General features: G+C 69.5%; 29 protein-coding genes and 2 tRNA genes. 3 read left to right on the forward strand and 28 right to left on the reverse strand.

All coding sequences use genetic code 11. From position 1 onward, the window contains the following. Window positions 1-18 precede the first annotated feature (18 nt). From terL to ABZX65_RS26765, 24 genes are all read right to left on the reverse strand, one after another. Window positions 19-1,317: a phage terminase large subunit gene (gene terL, locus ABZX65_RS26650; protein ID WP_355345444.1), complete on the reverse strand. Its 1,299-nt coding sequence runs from the start codon at window positions 1,315-1,317 to the stop codon at window positions 19-21. Then, on the reverse strand, window positions 1,236-1,556 hold the full coding sequence (locus ABZX65_RS26655) for a hypothetical protein (RefSeq protein WP_355344989.1): 321 nt from the start codon (window positions 1,554-1,556) through the stop codon (window positions 1,236-1,238). The genes terL and ABZX65_RS26655 overlap by 82 nt, the downstream gene beginning before the upstream one ends. Before the next feature lie 38 nt (window positions 1,557-1,594). Beyond that, on the reverse strand, window positions 1,595-2,107 hold the full coding sequence (locus ABZX65_RS26660; RefSeq protein WP_355344992.1) for a hypothetical protein: 513 nt from the start codon (window positions 2,105-2,107) through the stop codon (window positions 1,595-1,597). Between the two features lie 16 nt (window positions 2,108-2,123). Further along, window positions 2,124-2,528 (reverse strand): hypothetical protein, encoded by a 405-nt coding sequence (locus ABZX65_RS26665; protein ID WP_355344995.1) that lies wholly within the window; start codon window positions 2,526-2,528, stop codon window positions 2,124-2,126. 8 nt (window positions 2,529-2,536) lie between these two features. After that, entirely contained in the window at window positions 2,537-2,953 is a 417-nt protein-coding gene (locus tag ABZX65_RS26670) for a hypothetical protein (protein WP_355344998.1), read from the reverse strand. 147 nt (window positions 2,954-3,100) lie between these two features. Continuing rightward, on the reverse strand, window positions 3,101-3,892 hold the full coding sequence (locus ABZX65_RS26675; RefSeq protein ID WP_355345001.1) for a hypothetical protein: 792 nt from the start codon (window positions 3,890-3,892) through the stop codon (window positions 3,101-3,103). A 12-nt stretch (window positions 3,893-3,904) separates the two neighbouring features. Beyond that, a complete protein-coding gene (locus ABZX65_RS26680) occupies window positions 3,905-4,324 on the reverse strand; it encodes a hypothetical protein (RefSeq protein ID WP_355345004.1) in 420 nt (139 codons plus the stop codon). 10 nt (window positions 4,325-4,334) lie between these two features. After that, complete coding sequence (locus tag ABZX65_RS26685; RefSeq protein ID WP_355345007.1) at window positions 4,335-4,700, reverse strand: hypothetical protein; 366 nt, start codon at window positions 4,698-4,700, stop codon at window positions 4,335-4,337. Window positions 4,701-4,713: 13 nt separating this feature from the next. Further along, a complete protein-coding gene (locus tag ABZX65_RS26690) occupies window positions 4,714-4,896 on the reverse strand; it encodes a hypothetical protein (protein WP_355345010.1) in 183 nt (60 codons plus the stop codon). A 127-nt stretch (window positions 4,897-5,023) separates the two neighbouring features. Beyond that, a complete protein-coding gene (locus tag ABZX65_RS26695) occupies window positions 5,024-5,209 on the reverse strand; it encodes a hypothetical protein (protein ID WP_355345013.1) in 186 nt (61 codons plus the stop codon). A 2-nt stretch (window positions 5,210-5,211) separates the two neighbouring features. Continuing rightward, window positions 5,212-5,343 (reverse strand): hypothetical protein, encoded by a 132-nt coding sequence (locus ABZX65_RS26700; RefSeq protein ID WP_355345016.1) that lies wholly within the window; start codon window positions 5,341-5,343, stop codon window positions 5,212-5,214. Beyond that, entirely contained in the window at window positions 5,340-5,582 is a 243-nt protein-coding gene (locus ABZX65_RS26705) for a hypothetical protein (RefSeq protein WP_355345019.1), read from the reverse strand. The genes ABZX65_RS26700 and ABZX65_RS26705 overlap by 4 nt, the downstream gene beginning before the upstream one ends. Before the next feature lie 168 nt (window positions 5,583-5,750). Beyond that, window positions 5,751-5,823, reverse strand: a tRNA-Trp gene (locus ABZX65_RS26710). A 142-nt stretch (window positions 5,824-5,965) separates the two neighbouring features. Next, window positions 5,966-6,039 (reverse strand) — tRNA-Met (locus tag ABZX65_RS26715). Between the two features lie 405 nt (window positions 6,040-6,444). Next, window positions 6,445-6,750: a MerR family transcriptional regulator gene (locus ABZX65_RS26720; protein WP_355345022.1), complete on the reverse strand. Its 306-nt coding sequence runs from the start codon at window positions 6,748-6,750 to the stop codon at window positions 6,445-6,447. A gap of 15 nt (window positions 6,751-6,765) precedes the next feature. Then, window positions 6,766-7,491: a hypothetical protein gene (locus tag ABZX65_RS26725; protein ID WP_355345025.1), complete on the reverse strand. Its 726-nt coding sequence runs from the start codon at window positions 7,489-7,491 to the stop codon at window positions 6,766-6,768. Window positions 7,492-7,559: 68 nt separating this feature from the next. After that, entirely contained in the window at window positions 7,560-7,997 is a 438-nt protein-coding gene (locus ABZX65_RS26730; protein WP_355345028.1) for a DUF6221 family protein, read from the reverse strand. Further along, window positions 7,994-8,473, reverse strand: a complete 480-nt coding sequence (locus ABZX65_RS26735; RefSeq protein ID WP_355345031.1) for a hypothetical protein — start codon at window positions 8,471-8,473, stop codon at window positions 7,994-7,996. Before ABZX65_RS26735 ends, ABZX65_RS26730 begins: the two co-directional genes overlap by 4 nt. Continuing rightward, window positions 8,470-8,946 (reverse strand): hypothetical protein, encoded by a 477-nt coding sequence (locus ABZX65_RS26740; RefSeq protein ID WP_355345033.1) that lies wholly within the window; start codon window positions 8,944-8,946, stop codon window positions 8,470-8,472. The genes ABZX65_RS26735 and ABZX65_RS26740 overlap by 4 nt, the downstream gene beginning before the upstream one ends. Beyond that, window positions 8,943-9,224, reverse strand: a complete 282-nt coding sequence (locus ABZX65_RS26745) for a hypothetical protein (RefSeq protein WP_355345036.1) — start codon at window positions 9,222-9,224, stop codon at window positions 8,943-8,945. The genes ABZX65_RS26740 and ABZX65_RS26745 overlap by 4 nt, the downstream gene beginning before the upstream one ends. Window positions 9,225-9,324: 100 nt before the next feature. Then, entirely contained in the window at window positions 9,325-9,477 is a 153-nt protein-coding gene (locus tag ABZX65_RS26750) for a hypothetical protein (RefSeq protein WP_355345039.1), read from the reverse strand. Window positions 9,478-9,521: 44 nt separating this feature from the next. Further along, on the reverse strand, window positions 9,522-9,983 hold the full coding sequence (locus ABZX65_RS26755; protein WP_355345042.1) for a DUF6221 family protein: 462 nt from the start codon (window positions 9,981-9,983) through the stop codon (window positions 9,522-9,524). Further along, window positions 9,980-10,363: a hypothetical protein gene (locus ABZX65_RS26760; protein WP_355345045.1), complete on the reverse strand. Its 384-nt coding sequence runs from the start codon at window positions 10,361-10,363 to the stop codon at window positions 9,980-9,982. The genes ABZX65_RS26755 and ABZX65_RS26760 overlap by 4 nt, the downstream gene beginning before the upstream one ends. A 40-nt stretch (window positions 10,364-10,403) precedes the next feature. Then, entirely contained in the window at window positions 10,404-10,787 is a 384-nt protein-coding gene (locus ABZX65_RS26765; RefSeq protein WP_355345048.1) for a hypothetical protein, read from the reverse strand. Window positions 10,788-10,871: 84 nt separating this feature from the next. Between ABZX65_RS26765 and ABZX65_RS26770 the strand changes: the two genes are divergently transcribed. The 3 genes from ABZX65_RS26770 to ABZX65_RS26780 all read left to right on the forward strand — a co-directional run bounded on the left by ABZX65_RS26770 (window position 10,872) and on the right by ABZX65_RS26780 (window position 12,018). Further along, on the forward strand, window positions 10,872-11,186 hold the full coding sequence (locus ABZX65_RS26770) for a PadR family transcriptional regulator (protein ID WP_355345051.1): 315 nt from the start codon (window positions 10,872-10,874) through the stop codon (window positions 11,184-11,186). A gap of 17 nt (window positions 11,187-11,203) precedes the next feature. Then, window positions 11,204-11,776 carry a hypothetical protein gene (locus tag ABZX65_RS26775; protein WP_355345054.1) on the forward strand — a complete coding sequence of 191 codons (573 nt, stop codon included), beginning with the start codon at window positions 11,204-11,206 and terminating at the stop codon, window positions 11,774-11,776. A 62-nt stretch (window positions 11,777-11,838) separates the two neighbouring features. Next, entirely contained in the window at window positions 11,839-12,018 is a 180-nt protein-coding gene (locus ABZX65_RS26780; protein ID WP_355345057.1) for a hypothetical protein, read from the forward strand. A 196-nt stretch (window positions 12,019-12,214) separates the two neighbouring features. Here ABZX65_RS26780 and ABZX65_RS26785 read toward each other — a convergent pair whose 3' ends face one another. From ABZX65_RS26785 to ABZX65_RS26800, 4 genes are all read right to left on the reverse strand, one after another. Continuing rightward, on the reverse strand, window positions 12,215-12,610 hold the full coding sequence (locus ABZX65_RS26785; protein WP_355345060.1) for a DUF3307 domain-containing protein: 396 nt from the start codon (window positions 12,608-12,610) through the stop codon (window positions 12,215-12,217). A gap of 68 nt (window positions 12,611-12,678) precedes the next feature. Continuing rightward, a complete protein-coding gene (locus tag ABZX65_RS26790) occupies window positions 12,679-13,062 on the reverse strand; it encodes a hypothetical protein (RefSeq protein ID WP_355345063.1) in 384 nt (127 codons plus the stop codon). A gap of 11 nt (window positions 13,063-13,073) precedes the next feature. Continuing rightward, the gene (locus ABZX65_RS26795) at window positions 13,074-15,131 is read right to left on the reverse strand and encodes a hypothetical protein (protein WP_355345066.1); all 2,058 of its coding nucleotides are present in this window, start codon (window positions 15,129-15,131) and stop codon (window positions 13,074-13,076) included. A 32-nt stretch (window positions 15,132-15,163) separates the two neighbouring features. Further along, on the reverse strand, window positions 15,164-16,045 hold the full coding sequence (locus ABZX65_RS26800) for a hypothetical protein (RefSeq protein ID WP_355345069.1): 882 nt from the start codon (window positions 16,043-16,045) through the stop codon (window positions 15,164-15,166). Window positions 16,046-16,452: the final 407 nt, after the last annotated feature.

A 16,452-nucleotide genomic window follows, 5' to 3' on the forward strand; every position in this document is an offset into this window, starting at 1 on the left:
ACCCCCGGCATCAGTTGGTCAGGCGGCAGTGCCGCCGTCGGCTTCACGCATCTGCCGCAGCCAGTCCATGGCCTGGGCGGCGGAATTGTCGGTGATCAGCAGCCGGGACAGTGCCTGGCTGGTGCCGTCGACCTGGTCGTCGTGGGACGAGTTCGGGAAGCTGCTGTGTTCGACGATGAAGTCGTCGATCCACGGGGCCATGGACGGCTCGGGCAGGTAGACGTTCCCCGCTTCCTGGAACGGGCTGACCGCTGAGGCGCGCGCGTACTTGGAGTCTTTCGGGTTGACCGCGATCAGGCCCGGCACCTTGGCACGGAGCTGTGCAATGACCGCTGGACCGTTGGCTTTGTCCTCGACGAGCTTGGCGTTAGCCTGCGGCCACTTCGCCGACAGGGCCTGTACGGCCCGGCATGTCGCGGGGAAGTCGAGGCGGTCGCGGATCTGGTCCAGCAGGTACACCTCGGCGCCGAAGCGGGCCCAGACCTGGCCGACAACGAAGTCGGAGCCCTTGGTGTCCTTGAACGCCATGTCCCAGGACTGGATGATCTCGTCCGCGCCGTGGACCGAGTTCGTTCCGTCGCTGCGCCGGGACCACTTGGGGGCCCCGTACCACCGCCAGTTGGACCGTTTGAACAGGCCGCCCTCGGCCGGTGCCGGGCGCCCCTGGTAGAGGCTGGCCCAGGTAGCGGCACCCACATCCCGACGGGTGTCTTCCCAGTCCTTGGGGGTGCGCCCTCGGGCCGAGGTGAGGTACTCACCCGGCGACCGACCGAGCGGGTCGTCGTGGTCTTCAGCCTGGGCGGGGATGTTGATGTACCGCCAGTCGCCAGCGGACGCACCGGACAGCAGGCGTCCGGACAGGTCGTCTTCGTGCCAGCGGGTCTGCACCACGATGACTGCGGTGTCCGGGGAGAAGCGGGTGCGGGCGGTGTCGGTCCAGAAGTCCCAGCACGCCTGCCGGTAGGTCGGCGAATCGGCTTCTTTGCGGCCCTTGAGGGGGTCGTCAATGATCAGGATGTCGACGGGACGCCCGGTGAGTGCGCCGCCGATGCCCGCAGAGTAGACGCCGCCGATGGCACCGTCGAGCTGCCACTCGTGGGCCGCTGAGGTGTCGCGCCGGACGGTCAGCCCCAGCTCGGGATGCCCGCCGATGTCGTTTCGGATCACTCGGCCCCAGCGCCGGGCCACGCCCAGCTCGTAGGACACGATCGCGATGCGCAGGTCCGGGTTCCGCGTCAGCAGCCACAGAGGGAACCGGCGGCTGACGCGCTCGCTTTTCCCTCTTGCGGCGGCATCGAAAAGATCAGGCGCTTGCAGTCGCCCGCAGCAACGTCCACGAGGCTGCTGTCGAGCAGATCGAGGGCCGCAGTCTGCACGGTCCGCGGATCCATGGCGCGGGCCAAGGAGCCAGGGGTGGGGTGGTTGCCTGCGGCGTACCGCTGGCGCCGGCGCTCATCGCGCTGCCGCTGCTGCAGTTCGGCCTGGAGTCTCCTGAGTTCCCGGAGCCGCTCCAGTTTCGCTTCGAGGAGGGGTGATGCGGTGGAGGTGTCCAGCATTGGGCGCCTCCCGCTTCCGGTGGTTCCTCGCGCCGTCGCTAGTCGACTGGTTCCTCTTGGATGGGCGGGGCGCCGTTGAGTTCGGCCGACAGACGTTCGATCTCTGCGTCTACCTGGTCCATGGTCAGCATCTGAACCTTGAGGGGCTTGTCGAGGCCGAGGAGTTTCGCCCGCCGGTCCTGGATCTTCAAGAGGCGGTCGATGGCCGCCAGTGTCGGCCCGTCATCGATAAGGACTTCCTCCGTGTCGGGATGCCGGCCGATTTTCCCCGAGGGGGTGATCGCGTAGTGCTGGGTGCGCAGGACGTTGATCGCTTCGAGGGTGAGTTGATCGAGCCGGGTGAGTTCGACTTCGCGGTAGACCTCGACGCTGGTGCGCTGTTCGGTGAGGCGGATTTCGAAGGCGCGGCAGAAGTCTTTCGTGGCCGCGCTGCGGCTGGAGTAGCCGAGTTCCTCCCAGATGTCCTCGAAGAGGCGTCCTTCGAGGCGGGCGTTGATGAGCTTGGTGCGGCGTTCGGCGGTGGCGGCGCGTTTCCCGCGGGAGGCGGTCATGGTTCACCTCCCTCGGTCAGTTCCAGCCGGGCGGGAGTTGGGGGGTGGGTGGTTCGGGGTCGGGCGTGGGTGCTGTTTCGGGGGTGCAGTTGCAGCCGGGGAGGTCTGCTTCGGTGGGTGCGGTGCAGGTGGCTTGGTGGGTGAGGGCGGCGGTGTCTTGGGTGATGGCGTGGTGGATGCAGCCGTGGACGATGCGGGTGGCGTCTTCGAAGCCGGGCATGGGCGGGAAGACGGGCGGGGGTAGCGCGGGGTCGGCGAGGAGGACCACTTCGTCGCGGCGTCCTTGTTCGATGGCCTGCTGCTCGGCGACTTCAGCCCCGGTGAGGCGGCGTTGCCAGTGGACGAGCGCCGGGGTGCCGCAGAGGCCGCACACGGGGCCGGTGGGGGCGAGCGGTGCGGGCTGGACGTCGGGTGTGGTCACGGCGCCTCCTAGGCGATGGCGGCCCAGTAGCCCTGGCCGCCGATGTTGCTGGACATGGTGATGCTGGACGGCATCGCGGTTTTGCCGGTGCCGTTGGTGGCGTACAGGAGGTTCGCGCCGGTGAGTGCTCCGTTGAGCATGGTGGGGCCGCCTTGGCCGCCGCAGCGCGGTACTTGCGGGGCGGTTGCGGCGTTGAAGATCAGGCTGGCGTAGTAGGTGGCGGCCACGAGGTTGAGGGTGCCGATGGTGGCGGCTTTCCGGCCGAGTGAGGTGATGTCGGCGTCGATGCCTGCGCTGCCGAGGAGGGTCCCGCTTGCGTCGAGGAGTCCGGCCCAGTTTGCGCCTGCGGTGGGCGTCGCTCCGGCTACGGCTACGCCCCAGTAGAGGGTGGTGATGGTCATGGCGGTGGGGACGTCGATGGCCATGAGGTACTGGGTGCCGTTCGCGGCGAGGCTTGCTGAGGCGCAGAGGCGCGGTGAGTACGTCCACGCTTTGTAGCCGAGGGGTACCTGGGGGGTGTCCTGTCCCCAGAGTCGCCCGTAGACGTTGGCACCGTTGAGGACGTCCACGGTTCAGCCGGTCACGGTGACGCGGTACTGGTTGGTGCTCGGGGCGCTCGCGAATGCGAGGGTGATGGTGTTGACGTCGGTGGCGACCCAGTCGGTGAGGACCATGGCGTCGTCGGATACCCGGCGGAGGCCGACGATGACGTCCTTGGTACCGAGGTTGTGGGTGACCGCGATCGAGGTGGCAGAGCCGTTGCCGACGCTGGCGGCGGCGTGCCGGGCGACGATGGACGTGTCCACCGATACACCGCCGCCCGCGACGGTGATACCGCCTCCGCCCGCTGCGACGACGGACAGGGTGTTGCCGGACCGGCTGAGGCCGTTGCCTGCGGTGGGGAGGTTCGCGCCGCCGAACTGCGCCCAGACCAGGGCCGTGGTGCCGACGGTGGGGGCGTTGGTGGTCTGCGTGTAGGCGTTGTCGGCGTTGACGGTGCCGGACGTGACCAGGACGGCGGCGGAGTCGAGTTCGGCGCTGCTGTCGGCGTCGGTCGCCCGGGTGGGCGCACCGCTGGCATTGACGACGTAGATGCCGTTGTCGGGCTGGCTGGTCTGGTCCTTGATCAGGATGCGGTCGCCGGTGACCAGGCTGACGCCGTCGATGGACTGCCCGTTGGCATAGGCCGTGGCGAGCGTGCCGGTGGTGGTGGTCGCGGCCCGGACGGGCTGTTTCCACGTGAGGCCGGTGAGGCGCGCGTTGAGGGTCTGGAGGTTGACGGCGTCCGTGGCCGCGGACGGGTCGGCCAGATTGACGATCTTCTGGTTGTTGACGTCTGCGCCAGTGAGGAGAGGCAGGGCCATGGTCGGCTCCTCTCAGGAGCACATCGCCGTTCCGGCGTAGGCGGTCGGGAAGGTGATCACGGCGAGATTGTTCGAGGCGTGGACGATGTCCGCGTGGACGACCGTGCCGCCGGTGCTGATGACGGCGACGTTGGGGGTGCGCCCGAGTCCGTGGTGCACCTGCCAGGTGGCTGCCGGGCTGGACTGGGTGTGCAGGTAGTAGGAGGCTCCGGAGCCACCGCCGAGCGGTACTCCCCCGCCCCATGCGCCGCTGGTCTTGGGCCCGTAGAAGACGGGGGCCGACGGGTTGGCGCCGTCGATGTAGTAGTCGCCGTCGTTGCCGAGCGACGCGTCCGGCGGGCCGGTGCCGTGGCGTACCCCGTTGCCGGGCGGCCCCTGGACTCCGGTGGTGCTGACGGTGACAGCGGCCGGAATGGTCAGGGTGACGTCCACGGCACCCCCTCTACGCGGTGGCGACGAGCTGCGTGTTGAAGCGGCCCTCGCACCAGCACAGGGCGTCGTCCTGGCCGGGGTTGGACCAGAGGGCGTGGGGTCGGCTGCCCTGGCCGAGGAGTGCGGTGGCTGCCGGGGTGAGGGTGACGGTGACGATGCCCTGAAGCGGGGTCACGTCGATCTGGCCCTGCGCTGACGGGGTCGTGGTGACGCTCACGAGAGCCGGGACGGTGATGTCGGTGGTGTTCGGGCGGATCACGAACTCCCAGCCCAGGCCGGTGAGGTCGACGACGCCAGCCGCATCGGTGATCGTGAACGTCTGCCGCCACAGCGAGCCGGAGGCCGACGCGAACTGCACCCGGTTCGGGAGTGGCACGGCAGCGCCTCCCTCAGTCCTCAACCGTATCGGTGTCCGACACCGCACTGAAACCCATGGGCAGCTTGGCGACCGGTTCGGGTGTGGCGTCGAGGAGCCGCCGGGCAGCGGCCTCGGCCTGCCGGAGTTTCTTCCGCCCGTTGCCTTTGACGCGGACGTGGACTTGCTTGTCGCCGGATACGACGGTGAGACGCACGGCTACTCCTCGTCGGGTTCGAACTCGCTGCATCCGCAGGGGCGTTGGCCGTCGCTGGCGCGGCATGCCCCGGTGGCGCGGTGCTCGTCCTCGGCGTGACCGCACAAGCACCAGACAGGCGGCAGGATCACGCGCACGGTGGCTCCTGGAGTTCGCGGCCGTCGAGTGAGGCATGGACGATGAGCCATCCCATGCTGCCGTCGGGGCGCTCAACCGGCCGGACCGTCGGCCCGCAGGGGCAGTCGGCGTCGTCAGTGGACGTGTCGTGAGCGATCAGATCGTTGACCGGGTGGACATGCTCGACGTTCGACACGGCTACTCCTGCTTGGCGTCAGCCTGCTGTCGCTGCTCCTGGATGCGGCGCAGAGCGGTGGTGTAGTTCTCGCCCGTCTCCGCCATCCGAGCCCGGACGGCGCGCTTCAGGGCGCTGCTGCCGTTCTTCGTCATCCGCTGACCGCCTCATAGGTCGCCGCGAAGATGTCGGGCTTGCAGGGGTGGAACTCTCCGGCGACGCCCTTGGTGATCCAGTCGCCGGGCTCGGCGCGCATTGCGCCTTCAAGGGTGGCGACGACCAGCTTCCCGTCTCGGAACTCGGCGTCGCCGCCTACGAACTTCTCGATCTCATCGAAGTTCCCGACGAACCGGACGGCTTCGATGACGACGGGCTTCTTGCGAAATTTGGCCACAGTCTTCCTCCAGGTGTGCGGAAGCCCCAGCGCCTGGACCGCTGGGGCTTCCTACCTGCCGGGATCAGCGGCAGGCGATTGAGTGTTGAGGACGCGCCGCCGTTCCGGATTCGAACCGGTACTGGCCAGCAGTGGACGGCAGCCTTCGTCTGCCAGCGGCGTTCCCCGCTGGTCCGGCAGGACTCGAACCTGCAACCACCCGTGTTGGAGACGGGCGCTCTTCCAGTTGAGCTACGGGCCAAAGCGATCACCGGTGCGCGGGGCGAAGATCCGCGACTCACCAGTGATCACCCGAGGATGCTCTACCAAGCTGAGCTACCGGCCGGGCGGCGCGCTGCCGTTGTGTGGCCGGGCGGGCTTCGAACCCGCGACCTTCCTCTTCGTGGCACCGGTCGGATTTGAACCGACGACCTCTGGGTTATGAGCCCAGCGAGCTACCGAACTGCTCCACGATGCTTCGCTCAGGCTAGGTGCCTGGTGGCCGCCAGCGCGACCGAGTTCCCCGCTGCCCGGCGGACCGTGGGCCGGTTGTCGGGCAGCGGGAGTGGATGCCTCGCGGCCCGGTCCGTCTCCGGGCCGCGAGGGGCGGGCGTCGCCTTCTGGCATCAGCCCGCAGCCCCAGCAACGGCGAACCGGCGGGGCAGTCAGTGTTGGCGCGGTATGAACGCGTCCGTGATCGAGTCGGGGCCATCGGTCGTGCAGCAGGCGGGACACGGAACCCCAGCACCGCACCCGCACGCCCCGTGGCTGCACTTGCGGGCACCGATAGCACCCTCGGCGCAGCACAGCGGACCCCAGGGCCGGTCCGGATGGTTCTCACAGACGTGGCCGGTGTCCGCACAGGTGACGCAGTCGAGCAGCATCAGGCGGCTGCGTAGGTGCGCCGGGCGCGTTCGCGGGTCGCCTTCTCGGCGGCGAGTACGTCCATGGCGCGGTAGCGGGGCCAGCCGGTGCGGTTGATCGGCTTGATCTTGCCGCGCCGCTTCCACTGGTAGATCACGTCGGCGGTGACCCCGGCGGCCTCGGCGGCTTCGGCTGTTGTCCAGATGGTGGAGGTGAGGCTGCCGTCGATGACCATGCTCACCTCCTGGAGGCACACAAAAGGCCCCGCGCCGTTTCGGGTCGCGGGGCCGTTCGGAAGCATGGTGATCCGGTCAAAATCTGACACGGATCTTGACTTTCGTCAAGCTGCCTGCGTAATTCGTGCCTGACCGGCCAGTGACCTGGCGTGATCCGCGTACTCGGCAGGCGTCAGCAGCAGCGCGCAGGCGGCATTGCGGCACTCGATGTAGTCGTCACCATCAGCCCGGAACAGGGTCAGCATCTCGCAGCGCGGGCACGGCACCCGGTGGTGCTCCAGGCGCGGGTCACGGGCGGTGAACCGTTCGGCGGCCCGGTGCCAACCGGCGATCTGCGAGGCCGGGTTCGCGGAGTCACGGTCGTGGGTCTCGGTCGCGGCGGGGTGTTCGGTGAGCGCCCATTCGAGGTGCACACCCAGGAAGCGGACGGCCTCGGTGACACCGGCGCCTTCTGTGCCGCGACCGGGCCGGGTACGGAGGTGTCGCAGTTCGCGGATGTCATCCTCCAGTTCCAGGAGCCCGCCGACGATGTGGTCCGTCAACAGCCGCGACGACTGGCCGGGCCAGGAGGCGTGGGTGGCGGAGGACCGGCCGATCGTGCCGACCTTGGGGCCGCGGGAGCCGTGGACGGCCTCCAGCCAGATTGCCGCGATCAGTTCGGGGAGGTCGGCGAGTTGCTGGCGGGCGCGGGTGGTGCAGTGCTCGCAGTGGAGCGGCTGGCCCCAGTGCGAGGAGAGTTCGTGCAGGGTGCCGAGGGTGGTGCGCTCTTCCTCGGCGCGACGCCAGGCGTGGTTACAGCGGCCGGGACAGGAGACGGGGGCGAGGGACACAGGGGCCTCCGGGGTACGTGACGGTACTGGTCACATGATGCGCCCGGTACCGGACAACCCCTGAGCGGTCAGCCTGCGGTCCAGCCGTAGCCCTCGGCGAGGTGGCGGATGGTGTCGCAGGTCTCGCCTTCGGGGATCCAGCAGCACGGGTCGTGCTCACGGCTGATCCAGTCGGTGCTGGAGCATTCGTGGGGCTGGTCGTGCAGTTGGATGATCTTCCGGTCGGCGGCGATGCGGCGGAGGACGGCGGCCGGGTCGTGTCGTGCCATGTGGGGGATCAGCCCCCACGGGAGTTCGGCGTCGAGGAAGATGTCGTCCCGCCCGATCTCCGCACGGAGGTTCCCTCGCGGACGCGACACCCCGTCGGCTTCGCCGCTCTCTGCCGGGTATGGCCCGCGAGGTTCCCAGATGCCGCATCCGGCGTAGTCGACCTCGCGCGCCGCCACCGCCACGGCTTCCGCCGCGTCCATCTCCGCCCGCACCCAGACCAGGGAATCGGTGGTCATGTCGTCACCTGCCGAATCATGTGGGCGACATCGACGGAGCGGTACGGGGTGCCAGCCGCCATCCTGGTGACGGCGGGCAGCGTGTCGTTGATGCGTTCGTCCGGCCACGGGTCGTTCAGTCCGCGCAGCGTCTCCACGGCGGCCGTCAGGTCGGCTTGGCTGTACTGCGTGGTGGCCGCAAGATGTGCGACGGTGGCGCGCAGGTTGTCGCTCATCGGCACGGACCCACTGAGGGCGTGCGCAAGCACCCGTTCGCGGGCCGCCTCAAGGTCGCCGGGCGTTGGCGTGCTGCCCGCGCGGTCGCCCTGGGCCTCGTGAAGGATCCCTAGGGCGACTTCTCGGGGAACACCGACCGCTTCCGCAGCCAGGAAGTAGCGCTGCAACCGCGCGCCAGCTTCCAGAGCAGCACGGATCCCGGCACCGAGACGGTCGACCATCAAGCTCGCACCAGTTGCGCGGAAGGCGTCGAGGTTCACGCCTGCTTCTCCTTCTCGGTGGACTTGAGCGCGTCGCGGAGTTGGCCGGGGGTTACCAGCATTCGGTGGGCTAGTTCTCGGACTCGCTCTCTGAGCTGTCCGAGTCGCCGGTTCTCGGCGTACAGCTCCCTGCGCAGGTCGCGTTCATCCTCATGCCAGAGCATGTGCATGGCCCGGTCGGCAGCGTTCGCCACGGCCACGGGATCGGTGGTGTCGGCGTCGAGTGGTTGACGCCAGCGCCGATCCATGGTGTCGTCACCGACGCCGAAGGCGAGCTTGCCCTCCACTGGACGCCAGCTGATCCACCAGCCGGAGAACTGCATCGCCTGACCCGTCCTCGGACCGGGCCAGAACACCTCGATGTCGCCGTTCGGGTACCCGTCATAGGAGTGCTCGATCTCCCAGCCGAGTGCTTCTAGACGCTCCAGCATCACGGCCACGAACAGCCGGTGCGCCTCTTCCGCGTCGCTCATTCGTCCTCCTGGCAGGGGCAGCCGCCCTTGCATTCGCCGTGGGACTCGCAGACTCCGCCGCAGTTGTCGTGGCCGCAGGGCCCGTAGATCCAGCCTGCGATGCACCGGTAATCGTCACAGATCGGGTGCCCGCACGGGCACTGGGCTGGTGGCGGCACGGGGTCGCATTCGGGGCAGCGGTGGATGCCGTCCGGGTCGAGCCGAAGCCGGGCCCGGTGCGTCTTGTGCGCCTCCACGGCGGCCGTGTACGCCTCCCGCAAGGCGGTCTCATCGCTCATCGCCGTCTCCTTTGCCACTGATCCACGAACAGCAGCGACGCTACGAACCCGACGCCCACGCAGAACCCGAATCCCGCTCCCCACCAGTACGCCGTGGTTGTCATCGCCGTCTCCGCTTGATCCGGTTGCGCTGCCTGCGGTGGTAGGCGTGCCCGTCGATGGCGAGGCGCCCGATGCCGATGTGGCGCGGCTTCAACCGGTAGGCGCGCAGGATCGCACGAACCCACGGGTCATTCGGGTCAGGGGCCCTCATGGCCGCCACTCCTCGCGGTAGTCGGGGTGACGGTGTTCCCGGGCCTACCACGGGACGATCAATTCTGGCTGGTAGTCCGGGTGGTCGACATATGAGGCGGCTAGCTGCGTGAGGACGTAGTGCCACGCGGACCAGCGCGCTTCCATGGCGGCGACCGTCTTCAGTAGGTCCACCGAATCGGACGGGAGCTGGGCGCGCCAGTAGTCGCGGTCGTGCTGGGCTCCGGCAGCCGAGTCCACCAGATTCCGCTTGGCTTCGACTTCGCGGAGCACCCGCGCCGGGTCGTGGCGGGCGATGTGGGCCCCTTCGTTGTCGCCCAGGCCGATGCCGCCTGTCGCCACCTGAATGCCGTGGTCGTCGGTCCAGATGCCTTCGCCGGGAACCAGATGCCAGTCTGCATCGCCAATCGATGCGAATACGCCCGTGTTCGCATCGCGGGCGACGGTGGCGAGTGCCTCGTCCTCGTCGAGCCGCGCCCGCAGGAACGTCGCCAGGTCTTCGCTCATGCCGACCCCTTCCGCAAAGTGACCCACTCCGATTCAAACCGAACCAACGCTTCCCGTGTTGGTTCGTTGAGCTGCCCGGCTGCGAGAAGGAGGGTGAGCAGGATGGGTCCGATCGTCTCGCCGTCGCCGCTTCCGTCCTCGGCCAGCCAGCAGGCGGTGTAGCCGTTCATGACGTAGTCGCCGCCCTTGTGGCCCTGGTACGTGGCGCCGAGGGCTGAGCGGGCATCCGCGAGCATCGCACCGACCGTCACATTCGCGGTGGGCTCGAACGCCAAGTCCATGTAGTCGCCGCGGTACGAGTGCGGGCTGGAGAAGCCCAACGGCAGCACCACGCTGGGGTCTGCGGCTTCGAGGGCGCTGATCAGTTCGCCGAGGGTCATGCCGTCATTGTGCGCCTGCCGCCCGACAACGCCGGTTGGGTTATTCGGCGGGCCCGACCTCGGGACGCATCAGGCGCGCGGGTAGCGGCGGCAGGTCGTTGATGGTGCCGTCCGTCGATGCGCGACTGCCGACGTTAACTTGCGCGGGGGCCCGCTTCAGCGTCTCCAGCTTGGCGTGCTGGTCGGCGATCCGCTCGATGGCCGCGTCCGGCTCGGGCGCGCCGTACACGATGGTGTTCACCACCCGGTTGCACGCGCGCGGGTCCAGGCCCTCGCGCCGCATTGCGGGCACCGACAGCCGCAGGACACGGTCCAGCCACTCCATGTGCACCTTGAACGGCGGGTCGTTGAGGACAGCCTTATGGGCGGCAGGCACGCGCTCGATGTACTTGTTGAGAACAGGCTCAGGGTCGTACTCGGTCATGCCAGCATTGTGCGCCCACCGCCGGACAACACCGGTACCCCCAAACACCCGACACTCGTTCTCGATACATGCTGTACTAAGCCCATGCCCCCACCAATCCGCCTCACCACACCCACCATCGCAGTCATCGACGCCCTCCTCGCCGCAACCACCGACACCCCCCCATGGGGCCTCTCAATCTGCCGCGACGCCGACCTCGGCCCCGGAACCGTCTACCCCATCCTCGACCGGCTCCTCAACGTCGGCTGGGTCACCACCCGAGACGAAAACAGCCCCCACCCCGGCCGCCCCGCCCGCCGGTACTACCAACTCACCGGCACCGGACGGGCACAAGCACACGCAGCCCTGCAAGCCCGCCGCAACCGCCAGCAGGCATACCGCCCCGCGGCCGAACAATGACCTGCAACCCACACGGCATGGTGCCCGCCAGTCCCGCCGAGGGCTACACCGGCTGCTCCGCCGACGGCCAACCGGTACTCCTCCCCTGGCAACTGCTCATTGCCGTCGCAGTCATCCTCGTCGTCGGCACTGCCGCCCTGACCGCCTACCGGATGCTGTTCTCCCCCGCCAGCCTCGCCGGGCAGGCCGCTGACCTAGCCTGGATCGCCGGACGCCCCGACATGCGCGAGCCCTGGCACGACGCACTGGAAGCATCCGCAGAAGTGTCCACGGCGCAGGCGCGGCTCACCGCGTTATCGCTCCTGCGTGCGGCGGTCAGGCTCCGGCTCGGCGGCTGGCTGGGCGGCGCGTGGAGACCCGTCGACTGGGTCCTCGTCTCCCCCTCCCGCACGCAAGCACTCACCGCGATTGCGGTCGGGGCCGACGCGGTGTACATCGAATACGCGAACGGGCTGACGTCGCTCCTCACGGACGGCTGGGGATGGTGCGGAAGCTGCGGTCTGGCACTGATGAGTCTCACTGCCTGGCTGCGACGCGTGCGCAGCATTGAGCTGGCGGAGCGCCGCAGGCAGAACGACCGGACACCGTAAACCCGTACCGGAGTTCCGCTGTTCGCCTGCCGCCGACCACCGCCGCACGCCACACTCCTGCCATGGCTGTCGTGTACTCGGTGATGTGTGACACGCGCGATGAGGCGGAGCAGGCAATGGCGCGGTTGTGCGAACTGCTCGGCCTCGAACCGTCCGGGCCGCCGTCCGAGGTCATCGGACGCGACCGATGGATGGGCCGCGCCCGGCCAGCCACACCCGCAACAGACCAGCCGGAGCACTGACCGCCGAACCCCCGTACACCGTGCACGGGGGTTCCCTGCCAGCAACCGCCGGACGTAGCGTGACATTCGCGGCCGGTGGGCTGCGACAGCGGAGACCCCGGTCGCGGGCCTCCCCTCGGGAATCGACCCGGCCACCGGCCGCACCCACACGACGATGCCCCCGCCGGGTTCCTGGCGGGGGCATCGTGCTGGGCGTTCACGCAGCGACAATGAGCGCCGCAACGGCGAGGCAGAGCAGGTGCGCGGTCTGATCGACATGCTGCGCGCCGCCTCGCGTGCGGAAATCGGCGGACCCGGTGTTGTCCATCCACCAGGCGATGGGCCAACGGCGGTCAATGAAGCCGTGACTGACACCCACCCAGGCGACGGCGGCGACGGCCCGAGCCACGGGCAGGTGCACCCCGTCGAGGAGCGCAGCACCGGCAGCCAAGGCCAGCGCGCAGGCGACAACGTGCGTACCGGCATGCGTCAGATTCGCCCGCCAACCCTCCGCAGTCCGGTCGGCCTTGTGGGTCGCCTGGTGATCAGTCTGGACGGCGTAGTCAGCAACCATGTGCGCAACGAACAGCAGGACGAAAACGGTGGCGAACACGGGGGCTCCTTCAGCAGGGCATGGGACGGCCCCCGTCGCAGCATGGGGCGGGGGCCGGAGGGCCGAGGTCAACGGCGGTTATCGATGCGAATGTTGACCTTGCCGCCGCCCCCGCTGCCAGCGCGGAGGAGCGCGGTAGCGACGAGGCACGCGGCGAGATAGCCGAGCGCGGTGGTGGCACCGGCCATCGCGTCGAACGCGATCGCAGCACCCCAGCCGAACAACGGCGCGGCCGCACCGGCGGCCACGATGCGCTGCGCCCACGGATCGACCCGAGATGCGGGCGCAGCAGCAGACTGGGTCGGGTAGATCCACGTCGGTGTGCCGTCGAGGAGATTCGCGACGAGGACGGGCTGCGCGGGTGCTTCGGGGTGGGCCGGGTGCAGCGGTTGCTGCAACGGCGGCGACACGGCCTCAGGGGCGGTTGGCGTCTGCTGGTCGGCGGCGGGCATGTCGGGGGGCCTCATGTCTGGTCGGGGCGGACGGCGTACCGGCCGTGCCGCGGCTTGTGGATGCGCGGATCTGCGCCGAGCCAGCGGGTGATGACGTCGGGGTGCGGGGCTTCGGTGCCGGGGTGGAGGCGGGTCAGCGCGTCGATGATCGCGGCGGGGCCGATCCCTTCAGGGCCGGAGCCCGCGACGATGTCGTAGACCATCTGCCGCCGCGGGTCGGGGGTGGTGGTGTCGGCGGGGGGCTGCCAGGTGGCACCGCCTCCGTCGAGGATGCGGCGGAACTCCCGCTCCAGGTCGGGGTCGCGGGTACTGGCTTCGCCCATGGCGTCGTGGAGTTTGCGGCGTGCCGCGTCGGCGTCGTCGAGGACGGCCTGGACGTCGGAGTCGTTGCGGGCCGTGTCGGGCTTGCCCCAGTCGGCGGTGACGCCGGAACCGCGTGCGGGGCTGGCCGTTGGTGCCTCGGGTGCTGTCGCAGGCGCGGGGCCGTTGCCGAAGAGGTGCTCCGTGCCGTCCCACCGGTTGGTGTAAGCGTTACCTGCGGCGCGGACGGACAGGTCGTCAAGAACAGGGCGCAGGTTCGCTGCGCCGGCGACGATGTTCTTGATCTGGTCGGGCTTGAGGCGGTAGATCTTCACCGGCCGGGCGGGGTCGTCTTCGAGCTTCATGAACCCGCAGCCCGGATAGGGGGCTTCGTCGGGGCTGGCCTTGTCGTTCCACCCGAAGAGGTAGTTCATCTCCACCTCGTCGCTTTTCATACCGATGCGCAGCGCGGACTGCTTGAGGAGCTGCGGCTCGGACACCACGTCCTGGGTGGCGCGCAGGGCGGCGTTCAGGATGTTCACCGCTGCGGCGCGGGCGATCTCCATGACCTGCACGAGGGTGTCGCCGGTTTCACGGAGCACGGGGTCGCGGCGGGCGCGCGGCGAGAACAGTTCAGCGATCTCGTCGTTGTTCAGGGTCAGTGCGGGCACGGTGGCGTCGACGGGCAGCTTGTCGTCGTTGGCGGCGATCTCACGTGTCTTGTAGCCGGGCTTGCGGGCCTTGGCGATCCGCAGGGCGGCCTGCGCCATGGCCAGCGCCTTCTGCGGGGTGTCGGCGACCCAGTCGATGGGCGGCCGTCCCGGCCGGCCAAGGGCTTCCCAGGCGTGGAGCCACGGAAGGGCCAGGCCGCCGCCGTTGAGGTCGATGACCCACGCCAGGTTGTCGGTCATCCGCATCTGGTTGGCGAGCTGCACATTCATCAGGTTGGTTTTGCCGGAACCGCGGCGGCCGACGATCAGCGCGGACCGTTGCCGCATCACCGGTGCGGCTGGCTCTCCGTCCCGGTATACGCCGATCGGGGCCGGTTCGTTGATGGACAGCGGCGTGTAGTCGTCGGGGTAAGGAGCGTCGGCGATCAGGGCGTTCGCGGTGGCGACGTTGATGAGGACAGCGCCGCGGTGCACACCCGGCCCGACCTCAATGCCGCAGCCTTCAGGCAGGCGGGCATCGGATGCCATGGCGTCGGAGGCTGAGGCGATGTCCCGCCACTTGGCGCCTCCGGGCCCGAACTCCCCTTCGAGGGTGAACCCGGAGCCGGTGGCCCAGTCCTCAACGCCGACGATCTGCACGACGGTGCCGTTGCAGACGCGGGCGATGCGCTCCTCCCACTCCTTGGCGGTCGCCGCCCGCTTGCCGTCCAGCGATGCCCGCCGGGCTTCGGCTTCGGCCGCGGTCTTCTTCTCCGCGGCTTCGGCTTCGACGTGGTGGGCACCGGCCATGGCACCCCCGAGGCCGAGGGTCCCGGCGATGAGGGTGCCTATCCCCCACTGGGTCCAGGGACCGTTGGCAATGGCCCAGGAGCACCAGGCGCCGGCGCCGAGCCACGCTGCGGTGCGCATGGCGAGGGTGGCTGTGGTGACGCCTTTCCGGAGTCCGGCGATGTGGGTGCCTGCCCAGCCTGCACCGGCGGCGATGGCAGCCCAGGACGTGGGCATGCCGGTGACGTTCCCGGCCCAGCCGCCGGTGAGGGCGGTGAGCCCGCAGTTGATCGGGCCGGTGACGGGGCCGTGTCCGGCATCCCAGTCCATTTTCACGGGTGTGCTCCGAATCGGTGTGGTGGTCAGGAGGAGGTGGTGCCGAGGTTGGTGGTGACGTCCCACATGCGTTCGCCGGCGGCGCCCTTGCGGGGGTTGCGGAGCCGGTCGAGGTCGACCTGGTGGAGGTTCTCGAACGCGGGCCGCAGTTCGGTGGCCATCTCGGCGGCCTTGAGCTTGAGGCCGTGGATCTGCCGCATGATTTCGATGATGCGCGGGTCGAGGGGGAAAGCGGCGTCGGCTTTCTCGACGCTGATCTTGATGGCTTCGGCTTCGAGGCGCAGGGCCTCTTCGAGGCCGGTGAAGTCCGCGCCGACCTGGAGCATGCCGGTGGGTTCGTAGGCGGCGGCGATACGCGCGGCCTCCATGGCGGGGGCGACGAAGTGGTGTCCGGACACGGGGCTGACTCCAGGAGTTGTGGTCGGGGGCGTGCTTGCGGGGCGCCGCACGCTGCCTGCGACGGCGGGTGGTTCGGGTGCGGTGGCGTTTTTGGCGGCGCGGTGTTTGCGGTGCCGCCCCCAGGTGTCGCGGAGCCGGGCGAGCGCGGCTTTGCGGTCGCGTTTGCGGAGGCCGGTCCAGGCTGCGGCGAGTACGGCGCGGAGTCCGTCGATGGCGCCGTGACGGATCTTCTTCGCGCGGGCGGCGGCGTTTTTCCGGGCCTTGACGGCGCGCTCGGCCTTCCACGCGGCCTTGGCGCCACGCCCCAGGGCTTTGGCGGAGCGCACGGCCGGGGATGCGGGGCCGAGGGTCCTGCGGGCGGCGGCAGCGGCGCTGTGGCCGACTGCGGCCAGGGTTTTGCGGGGCTTCGAGCCGGGTGCCGCCGCGTTGCGGGTGGTGCGGGCGACTGCGGCCTTCAGTGTCGGGGACGTCGGCGCCTTGTTCTTACGGTTCTTCTTGTGGGGCTTCAACAGTTTCGGCGTGTTGGCGTCGGCGGCATGACGGCCGCCACCGCCGCCGGGTGTGGCGCTTCCCGGTGCCGCCGACCCCTTCCCGGCACCGTGCCCGGTCGGGCCGGTGCCGCCGCCTCCGTGGCGCCTCGATCCGCCGGAAGCGGAATCCAGTCCACCTCCGCTGTGGCCGCCGCCACGGCCTGCCGCAGGGCGCCGTCCGCCAGCAGGCGAAGCAAGGCTCCCCCAGTTGGCGGTGGTGCCACCAGGGCGGCGCCCGCCGCCGCCAGAGCCGGCGCTACGACGGGCCGCCATGTTCCGCTTCACCGTGGCGCGGCGGCGCACGACAGAAGCCGTCACCCCGGCCGCCACGAGAGCGCCCGTGGCGGCCAGCGCCACGACGCCACCGGTGGCGTAGGCGGTCGTCG

The sequence above is a fragment of the Streptomyces sp. NPDC003300 genome, assembly GCF_040610915.1.
Taxonomy (GTDB): domain Bacteria; phylum Actinomycetota; class Actinomycetes; order Streptomycetales; family Streptomycetaceae; genus Actinacidiphila.

Excerpts from the sequence above, each read along its gene's own strand:
- ABZX65_RS26655 (WP_355344989.1), bottom strand. The coding sequence starts at position 1,556 with ATGCTGGACACCTCCACCGCATCACCCCTCCTCGAAGCGAAACTGGAG.
- ABZX65_RS26660 (WP_355344992.1), bottom strand. The coding sequence starts at position 2,107 with ATGACCGCCTCCCGCGGGAAACGCGCCGCCACCGCCGAACGCCGCACC.
- ABZX65_RS26670 (WP_355344998.1), bottom strand. The coding sequence starts at position 2,953 with ATGGCCATCGACGTCCCCACCGCCATGACCATCACCACCCTCTACTGG.
- ABZX65_RS26675 (WP_355345001.1), bottom strand. The coding sequence starts at position 3,892 with ATGGCCCTGCCTCTCCTCACTGGCGCAGACGTCAACAACCAGAAGATC.
- ABZX65_RS26700 (WP_355345016.1), bottom strand. The coding sequence starts at position 5,343 with ATGACGAAGAACGGCAGCAGCGCCCTGAAGCGCGCCGTCCGGGCTCGG.
- ABZX65_RS26730 (WP_355345028.1), bottom strand. The coding sequence starts at position 7,997 with ATGACCACCGATTCCCTGGTCTGGGTGCGGGCGGAGATGGACGCGGCG.
- ABZX65_RS26740 (WP_355345033.1), bottom strand. The coding sequence starts at position 8,946 with ATGAGCGACGCGGAAGAGGCGCACCGGCTGTTCGTGGCCGTGATGCTG.
- ABZX65_RS26745 (WP_355345036.1), bottom strand. The coding sequence starts at position 9,224 with ATGAGCGATGAGACCGCCTTGCGGGAGGCGTACACGGCCGCCGTGGAG.
- ABZX65_RS26750 (WP_355345039.1), bottom strand. The coding sequence starts at position 9,477 with ATGAGGGCCCCTGACCCGAATGACCCGTGGGTTCGTGCGATCCTGCGC.
- ABZX65_RS26755 (WP_355345042.1), bottom strand. The coding sequence starts at position 9,983 with ATGAGCGAAGACCTGGCGACGTTCCTGCGGGCGCGGCTCGACGAGGAC.
- ABZX65_RS26760 (WP_355345045.1), bottom strand. The coding sequence starts at position 10,363 with ATGACCCTCGGCGAACTGATCAGCGCCCTCGAAGCCGCAGACCCCAGC.
- ABZX65_RS26765 (WP_355345048.1), bottom strand. The coding sequence starts at position 10,787 with ATGACCGAGTACGACCCTGAGCCTGTTCTCAACAAGTACATCGAGCGC.
- ABZX65_RS26770 (WP_355345051.1), top strand. The coding sequence starts at position 10,872 with ATGCCCCCACCAATCCGCCTCACCACACCCACCATCGCAGTCATCGAC.
- ABZX65_RS26775 (WP_355345054.1), top strand. The coding sequence starts at position 11,204 with ATGGTGCCCGCCAGTCCCGCCGAGGGCTACACCGGCTGCTCCGCCGAC.
- ABZX65_RS26780 (WP_355345057.1), top strand. The coding sequence starts at position 11,839 with ATGGCTGTCGTGTACTCGGTGATGTGTGACACGCGCGATGAGGCGGAG.
- ABZX65_RS26790 (WP_355345063.1), bottom strand. The coding sequence starts at position 13,062 with ATGCCCGCCGCCGACCAGCAGACGCCAACCGCCCCTGAGGCCGTGTCG.
- ABZX65_RS26795 (WP_355345066.1), bottom strand. The coding sequence starts at position 15,131 with ATGGACTGGGATGCCGGACACGGCCCCGTCACCGGCCCGATCAACTGC.